The sequence below is a fragment of the Thermococcus sp. genome (assembly GCF_027063845.1).
In the GTDB taxonomy this organism is placed as follows: Archaea; Methanobacteriota_B; Thermococci; order Thermococcales; family Thermococcaceae; genus Thermococcus.
On record NZ_JAMOQU010000009.1, the window covers coordinates 42414 to 50122 of the forward strand.

Annotated in this window: 6 protein-coding genes and 1 CRISPR repeat array; of the genes, 3 read left to right on the plus strand and 3 right to left on the minus strand. The window is 53.6% G+C overall.

Features of this window, described 5'->3' with window-relative positions; all coding sequences use genetic code 11:
* Window positions 1–21 precede the first annotated feature (21 nt).
* From asnB to minD, 3 genes are all read right to left on the minus strand, one after another.
* A complete protein-coding gene (gene asnB / locus MVO87_RS00905; protein WP_297516511.1) occupies window positions 22–1461 on the minus strand; it encodes an asparagine synthase (glutamine-hydrolyzing) in 1440 nt (479 codons plus the stop codon).
* A 96-nt stretch (window positions 1462–1557) separates the two neighbouring features.
* Window positions 1558–2298 (minus strand): PRK13768 family protein, encoded by a 741-nt coding sequence (locus tag MVO87_RS00910; RefSeq protein WP_297551857.1) that lies wholly within the window; start codon window positions 2296–2298, stop codon window positions 1558–1560.
* Window positions 2295–3032: a cell division ATPase MinD gene (gene minD / locus MVO87_RS00915; protein ID WP_297513242.1), complete on the minus strand. Its 738-nt coding sequence runs from the start codon at window positions 3030–3032 to the stop codon at window positions 2295–2297. Before minD ends, MVO87_RS00910 begins: the two co-directional genes overlap by 4 nt.
* Window positions 3033–3101: 69 nt before the next feature.
* Between minD and MVO87_RS00920 the strand changes: the two genes are divergently transcribed.
* The 3 genes from MVO87_RS00920 (at window position 3102) to MVO87_RS00930 (ending at window position 5984) form a co-directional block, all read left to right on the plus strand.
* A complete protein-coding gene (locus MVO87_RS00920; RefSeq protein ID WP_297551875.1) occupies window positions 3102–4910 on the plus strand; it encodes a PINc/VapC family ATPase in 1809 nt (602 codons plus the stop codon).
* Between the two features lie 48 nt (window positions 4911–4958).
* Complete coding sequence (locus MVO87_RS00925; RefSeq protein WP_297514763.1) at window positions 4959–5327, plus strand: hypothetical protein; 369 nt, start codon at window positions 4959–4961, stop codon at window positions 5325–5327.
* Window positions 5328–5426: 99 nt separating this feature from the next.
* The gene (locus MVO87_RS00930) at window positions 5427–5984 is read left to right on the plus strand and encodes a Maf-like protein (protein WP_297514738.1); all 558 of its coding nucleotides are present in this window, start codon (window positions 5427–5429) and stop codon (window positions 5982–5984) included.
* A 455-nt stretch (window positions 5985–6439) separates the two neighbouring features.
* A CRISPR array of direct repeats spans window positions 6440–7679; the repeat unit is 30 nt; unit sequence GTTGCAATAAGACTCGAAGAGAATTGAAAG.
* Window positions 7680–7709 lie beyond the last annotated feature (30 nt).

Consider the following 7709-nt stretch of genomic DNA (forward strand, 5'->3'; position numbering starts at 1 on the left):
GTGTCGGGATTGGAAAAGGGGTTAAAAAGCGTTTGGAAATGTCTCACGAAAGAGCCTTTCGGTAAATTCTCTCAGCGAGAGCCCTTCTCTATTCGCGAGCTTTTCGAGGAGCTTTTGAGCTCTGCTACCATACTGCATGGCCTTCTTCTCCCGGTTTGCTATCCACTCAGGGACTCCGAGCCTTAAAGCGAGCCTCCTGAGGATTACCTTCCTCTCCCCTCCTGCTATCTTGAGCTCGCCCGGAGTTCTCAGGGCTATGCCAACCACGGGAAGCGAGAGGAAGGGGAAGCGCCCTTCGACCCCGTTGAGCATCGCTATCTTGTCGTCGCGCGCGAGGTTCCGCTCGGCTATGCTGAGCAGGTCCTCCCACATGAGTTCGGGCCTCTCGATGTACTTCGCGTAGCCCCCGAAGAGCTCGTCCGCTCCCTGCCCGCTCAGGAGAACCTTTACACCGTCCCTTTTGGCAAGCTCTGTGGCGAAGTGGAGGGGGATTCCTATCGCCAGGTTCATCGGGTTCGGCTCTTCAATGGCAAAGATGACCCTCCTGACGGCTTCTTCCACGTCGTCCAAGTCGAAAATCCTCTCCCTCAGCTCCCAGCCGAAGTGGTCGGAAACCCTCCTCGCCCACTCCAAATCCGGACTGTCCTCGGTTCCGGCAGTATAAAGGACGAGGTCTGAGTGCTTCGACGTGAGGTGGGCAATGAGCGTGCTGTCGAGCCCGCCGGAGAAGAGGATTCCAGTCCTCTGGGCACTCCTGAGCTTCACCGCGTAGTCAAGGACGTTTTCGAGTCCCTTCAGAACGCTCTCCCCAGGAAGGGGCTTTCCCTTCAGGCACTCCAGTGAGAACAGCCTCGCGCGCCGGACTCCATCTCCCAGAACGACGAGCTCGCCGGGCTCGACCGGAATCGCTTTCTCCCCAATCGCCCAGAGAACCTTCTTCTCGCTGGCGAAGAAGCCGTTGGGCGAGAAGTAGAGGGGCCTAACTCCAACCGGGTCCCTGAACAGGTAAATCCTCTCCCCGTCTGAGAAAGCCACCGCGTAGTCACCTTCAAGCCAGTGCATGGCTTCTTTAACCGCGTGGGGGAAGCTCAAACCCCTCTCCTTCAAAAACTCGATTAGGCGAAGTATTACCTCAGTGTCAACGTCGCTCTCAAAGGAAACGCCCTTTCCCTCAAGGAACGCCCGAATCTGAGTGTGATTGTAGATTTCGCCGTTGTGGACGAGGGCTAACTCGTTAACGAAGGGCTGTGTAAAGGTTTTTGAACCGGTCATGGCCAGCCTGCACTGGAGGAGGCCTATCCTTCCGTCAGGAACCTCGCTCAGCCTTGAGAAGTCGCTTGACTTGAGCACTCCCCCGTCCGTCCAGACGCCGAAGCTGTCTGGCCCGCGGTGTTTTCCGGCTAAGGCCATCCTTATGAGCCTCTCCCTGACCTCACCGATTCCACCGGCGATAAGGCACATGCTCTCACCCATCTTCCTTCGAGAGGGAGGAGAAAAGCCTTCGCCCTTCCCACTTGGGAGAGTTTGCAGGGAAAAGAATGTTTCCTGAACGCCCGTTCACGTCAGGTCTCCGCAGGTGCAGTAATGCTCATAGGCAGCCGTCTCAAGCTCGTCGAAGCCTTCCCTCGTTTTGGCCGAGAGGTAGAGAACCCTCGTCGGCGGGGCCAGCTCCGGAAGCGTTGAGCAGAGCTTGTAGGCGAGCAACCCCTGCGTTGAGGGTTCAAGCTTGAGCCTCGCCGTAAGGTATTCAACGTCGTCGAGGTACTTCCTCAGCTCGTCAATGCTGACCGTGTCAACTTTACTAAGCGCCGGAACGGTCGTTATTCCGAGCCTGAGGTCTATCATGAGGCCGAAGAAGAGCGCGAAGCAGAAGTCGGTCGGCTTCCTCAGTATCTCCGGCGAGAACAGGTAGACGCCGAGGGCGTCGGGAAATGCCTCCATGAGCTTTACCCCGAACTCGTGGAAGAGGAAGGTCTCCATCTGACCGGGGGTGTCTATTAGGACGTAGTCGCTTCTTCCGTCAAGCTCCCTGATTCTCTCAGCGTACTCGTTGACCTTCGGGACGATGAGGTCGTAGCTCCTGACTATCGCCCCGTTGGGACCCAAACCTTCCTCCATGAGCTCCCATGCGGTTATTTCCTCGCGCACATCAACGTTCGGCCGGTAGGGGAGCTTTCTAACTCCCGTGTCGAGGTTGACGTACGAGACCGAGTAGCCGTTCTCCTCCAGGTATTTTCCGAACTCGGCCGTCAGGGTTGTCTTTCCGCTCCCCGCGGTGCCTATAAACGCCAGAATCATCCCATCACCCTCGCCTTGAAGCCCGCTATCCTCACGACTGTCTCGGCCAGCTCGTAGAAGGCCTTCGCGCCGTCGGAGTCGGGGGCGTACTCGACGACGGGAACTCCCTCAAGCGTCGCCTCCCTGACCTTCGGGTCCTCCGGGACGACGACCAAAAGCGGGACCTCCATGACCTCTTCGGCAACGTCAGGGGGTATGTCGTTGTCGCTCCTGCCGTAGCGATTGAGGACGAAGCCGAGAACTGCCAGACCGGCCTTCTTGAGGACGATTCCAACCTTCATGGTGTCGGTTATGCATGAGATTTCCGGGTTCGTGACGAGGATTACCTCCTCCCCGCTCATCATGGCGTTCATCGCGTCCATCTGGAGCCCCGCGGGGCAATCAATGATGATGAAGTCGTAGTGGGGTTTGAGGGGCTTTATCGTGCCCGGTAGCTTTCGGGGGTCTGCCCTTATGACGTGTTCCCAGTCAACGGCGGCGGGAACGAGATAAACGTTATCGTAGCTCGTCGCGTAGATTGCATCATTAATCTGGGCCGTTCCGGCCAGAACATCATGAATCGTCGTCTCGGCATCGTCTATTCCCATGACAAGACTCAGGTTTGCCATCGTTAGGTCAGCGTCAATCGCCAGAACCTTGTAACCCATCTTGCCAAGGGCTATAGAAAGGTTCGCGGTGGTGGTCGTTTTCCCGGTTCCACCCTTCCCGCTCGCAATCGAGATTAATCGGCCCATCATCCCACCCCTTTAAGGTTGGCCTAAACCTTTATGAACCTTTAGCCTCAGCGAAAAGCGGTGAGAGAGATGAGAGTGTTCGTTCCAGACACGAGCGTGATAGTTGATGGGAGACTAACGCAGTTCCTCTCAACCCTCGACGAGAAGGTCAAGGTCGTCGTTCCGGAAGCGGTCATAGCCGAGATAGAGCACCAGGCCAACGAGGGGAAGGCGATAGGACATACGGGCCTTGAGGAGCTTAAAAAACTGCGCGACATGGCCGACAGGGGAGAGATACTCCTCGAGTTCTACGGCGAGAGGCCGGAGCTCTGGCAGATTAGACGGGCCAAGGCCGGCGAGATAGACCACATGGTCCGCGAGACGGCGAAGCAACTTAACGCAACGCTCATCACCGGCGACCAGGTGCAGAGGGACATAGCCATAGCGAAGGGCATCGACGTGATTTACCTGACGGCAAAGAGGGAGGTTCGCCACCGCCTTGAGGACTTCTTCGATGAAACGACGATGAGCGTCCACCTCAAGGCTGGAGTTAAGCCTCTCGCCAAGAAGGGGAAGCCCGGTGAGTGGAGGCTCGTTCCAATCCGCGACGAACCGCTGAGCGACGAGGAGCTGGAGGAGATAGCCGACGACATAGTGGAGAGGGCCAAGCGCGAGCCCGACAGCTTCATAGAGCTCGACGAACCAGGTGCTACCGTCGTTCAGCTCAGGAATTACCGTATCGTCATAGCCAAACCGCCCTTCGCCGACAGGATAGAGATTACCGCCGTCAGGCCGGTTAAAAAACTCAGCATAGAGGACTACGAGCTGAGCGATAAGCTCCTTGAAAGGCTCAAGGACAAGGCGGAGGGAATACTCATAGCCGGAGCGCCCGGTGAAGGAAAGACAACCTTCGCCCAGGCTTTAGCGGAGTGGTACGCGAGCATGGGCAAGATAGTGAAGACGATGGAGAAGCCGAGGGACCTGCAGGTGAGCGAGGAGATAACTCAGTACACCGCCTTAAACGGTAAGATGGAGCTGACCGGTGACATACTCCTCCTCGTGAGGCCCGATTACACGATATTCGACGAGATGAGGAAGACGAGCGACTTCAAGATTTACTCCGACCTTCGCCTGGCTGGTGTTGGAATGGTTGGAGTGGTTCACGCGACGAAGCCTATCGATGCCATCCAGCGCTTTATCGGAAGGGTCGAGCTCGGAATGATACCGCAGATAGTCGACACGGTTCTCTTCATCAAGGCGGGCAGAGTTGCGAAGGTTCTAACCCTTGAGTATCTCGTTAAGGTCCCGAGCGGAATGAAGGAGGAGGACCTCGCGAGGCCCGTCATAGAGGTTCGCGACTTTGAGACTGGAGAGCTTGAGTACGAAATCTACACCTACGGCGAGGAGATAAGCGTCGTTCCAGTCAAGAAGGAGGAGAAGGCCCCGGCACTGAGGCTCGCCGAGAAGAGGCTCAAGCAGGAGATTAAGAAGTTCCTGCCAGACGTTTACACCGAGGTCGAGATAGTTAGCCCGCACAAGGCCGTGATTTATGCCGACGAGTTTGACATTCCTGCAATCATAGGCAAGAAGGGCAAGCGCATCACCGAGCTGGAGAAGAGGATAGGCATAAGCATAGACGTCAAGAGCTTCGCCGAGAGGGAAGCGCAGAAGCCCAAGGAGAAGATACCCGTCGAGGTCGAGGAGAAGAAGAAAACGATTGTCCTGAGGGTCTCGCCTGACTACGCGAAGAAACCGCTCAAGTTCTACGGTGGCGAGCAGTACGTCTTCACGGCAACGCCGAGCAAGAAGGGCCTCATAAAGGTGAGCAAGAGCACGCCGATAGGCAAGGAACTCAAGAGGCTCATCGATGCGGGAATTCCGATTTGGGCCAGCACCTGAGTCCAAAGCTTTTTAATTCCCCCTCCCATTCTTTTTCAGGTGGTGTCCATGAAGTACGACGTCGTCATCATCCCGGAGAGCTTCCACCGCTTCGACAAACACAACATGGAGCACATCTGCCCCCCGATGGTAATCGGCGACAGGAGCTACGACATAGCTATGGAGATAGTGAACGGTGTTGACAAGGTCCTAAGGGCCAACTTCAACGCGAGCGTCGAGGAGCTCGAGGGCGAGGACTGCGACGTTCTCTACAGGAAGTACACGCTCGAAAAGGAGGGTACGAAGGGCATCGTCCACGTCAAGCTGAGGAGGATAGCCGAGAACTGCCCGCCGATAGAGGGAAACCGCTGTTCGGTCCTCGAGTTCGAGAGGGACATCGAGTGTATAGGCAAAGCCATTGAGGAGTGCCTCGCTTAGGCTCGGTTGCGAGGGTACTCATCACCGTTCAGCTAGCGAAATTGTCGTCATCGCCCGTCCAACTTGGGCGCTTTCCTTTTAACGTTTGGGGGTGTGGGAATGCTCGTTCTGGCGTCAGCTTCACCGAGGAGACGGGAGATACTATCGCGCTTCATCGCCGACTTCCACGTAATCCCGAGCAACGCGGAGGAGAGGTGTTCAGGAACTCCCGAGGAGTGCGCCGTCGAGCTCGCGAGGCTGAAGGCGCGGGAAGTTTACTCTCGAGTAGGCGGAACCGTCATCGGCGCTGATACAGTCGTCAGCATTGATGGAAGAGTCCTTGGGAAGCCGAAGGATGAGGGAGAAGCCTACGAGATGTTAAAGTCCCTCAGCGGAAGGGTTCATCGCGTCACTACCGGCTACTGCATAATCCACGAGGGAAAGGAGATAGCTGGCTCCGTGACGACCGAAGTCAAGTTTAGGGAGCTCGACGATGAGCTAATCTGGGCCTATATAAGAACCGGCGAGCCGATGGACAAGGCCGGAGCCTATGGAATTCAGGGAAAAGCGGGCCTCTTCGTCGAGTGGATTAAGGGTGACTACTACAATGTCGTGGGCTTTCCGATGGAGATTATCTGGAAGCTTAGGGAGCTCGGCTTTGAGGTGTTATTATGCTGAAACTGAAGAGTTCTTGGATTTCGAGCGTATTCCGCCATGTTTTCAAATTTGGCCTGCTGTCCGGGTCTTGGAAATCGATTTTGACTTCTCCAAGAATGTAACGTTTTGTACCAAACTATGGTTTGAACCATAATGAAATTTCTTCGAAATGCGAAACAAAGTATTTAGACCCAGTGGATTTTGTTAAACTCCGTTGGAATTGCGTCTCATTTAGTCTGACCTTCTTAAGGGAGTTCGTTTTGGGTTTACTGCCTGATTATAGCTTTAGAAATCGATACGTAGCTATTTTGCATGGAAATTTTGAGGCTCGTTATGTCCCCGCGAGTCCCGTTTCACATTCTGAAGGCCTCGATTTGCGGTCTTTATTTGGCCTTTCATGGACCAATTTTCAGAAAGCCTTAAATATTGAGGCGTTTTTCTTTTTCTGTTGAACGAACTGGAGGAATTTTCGCCCTGTTGCAATAAGACTCGAAGAGAATTGAAAGCCAGGTCCCTGGAGGAGACCACTCCCCTGGAGGCTATGGTTGCAATAAGACTCGAAGAGAATTGAAAGTGCTCCTTCAAAGTTCGAGATAAAGGGCTATATCTCGTTGCAATAAGACTCGAAGAGAATTGAAAGATGTTGGGAGCTCAATAACACAAAGTCCAGGAGGTGGGTTGCAATAAGACTCGAAGAGAATTGAAAGGTTGGCGACGGCTGGATTGGAGCATTCTTCGTTTGGGAGTTGCAATAAGACTCGAAGAGAATTGAAAGGGCGTCAAGATAGTCGCTGCGAGAGCTGGAACAAGAGTTGCAATAAGACTCGAAGAGAATTGAAAGGTGTGGCTGAGTTCATCTCGTCAACCTCTTCATCGCGTTGCAATAAGACTCGAAGAGAATTGAAAGAGGTAATAACGCCCGTCATCACTTGGATTAACTACCGGTTGCAATAAGACTCGAAGAGAATTGAAAGGTCTTCTCGCCGAACTGGAATTCTGAACCGCTCTTTAGAGTTGCAATAAGACTCGAAGAGAATTGAAAGTTGGAGCGAGGTATCCTGTCCGTCAAAATACGCCCGTAGTTGCAATAAGACTCGAAGAGAATTGAAAGTATGTATCTGATCCATCCTCTTCAGCTTTGCCTCACGTTGCAATAAGACTCGAAGAGAATTGAAAGAGTATTACGATGTCATGAAAGTGCTCCTTGGGAGTTGCAATAAGACTCGAAGAGAATTGAAAGCAGCAGAGGCTCTCAGGACGGATTCATAGTCAGCAGGGTTGCAATAAGACTCGAAGAGAATTGAAAGTGACAGTCATCATATAGTCGTCCTTATACTCGAACTCGTTGCAGTTGCAATAAGACTCGAAGAGAATTGAAAGCAGAACCAGTCGCTAATTTGGCTTCGAGGCGCTTGAGCGTTGCAATAAGACTCGAAGAGAATTGAAAGGGGCTTTGAAGAATTCTTTGAGAGTGAGTTTTGGGGGTTGCAATAAGACTCGAAGAGAATTGAAAGCGATATTGCCCCTAAAGACGAGCTTTCCGTCTAAAGGTTGCAATAAGACTCGAAGAGAATTGAAAGCCGATTTCGCAGAATGGGCAGAGATGGTAACGGCTCCAGGTTGCAATAAGACTCGAAGAGAATTGAAAGCATACCACTTGACCATTCGGCGAACTTGGTCATAAGTGTTGCAATAAGACTCGAAGAGAATTGAAAGGTCGACCTGTCAAAGCTGACGGGGTGGATT

Excerpts from the sequence above, each read along its gene's own strand:
- minD (WP_297513242.1), bottom strand. The coding sequence starts at position 3,032 with ATGGGCCGATTAATCTCGATTGCGAGCGGGAAGGGTGGAACCGGGAAA.
- MVO87_RS00925 (WP_297514763.1), top strand. The coding sequence starts at position 4,959 with ATGAAGTACGACGTCGTCATCATCCCGGAGAGCTTCCACCGCTTCGAC.
- MVO87_RS00920 (WP_297551875.1), top strand. The coding sequence starts at position 3,102 with ATGAGAGTGTTCGTTCCAGACACGAGCGTGATAGTTGATGGGAGACTA.
- MVO87_RS00910 (WP_297551857.1), bottom strand. The coding sequence starts at position 2,298 with ATGATTCTGGCGTTTATAGGCACCGCGGGGAGCGGAAAGACAACCCTG.
- MVO87_RS00930 (WP_297514738.1), top strand. The coding sequence starts at position 5,427 with ATGCTCGTTCTGGCGTCAGCTTCACCGAGGAGACGGGAGATACTATCG.
- asnB (WP_297516511.1), bottom strand. The coding sequence starts at position 1,461 with ATGTGCCTTATCGCCGGTGGAATCGGTGAGGTCAGGGAGAGGCTCATA.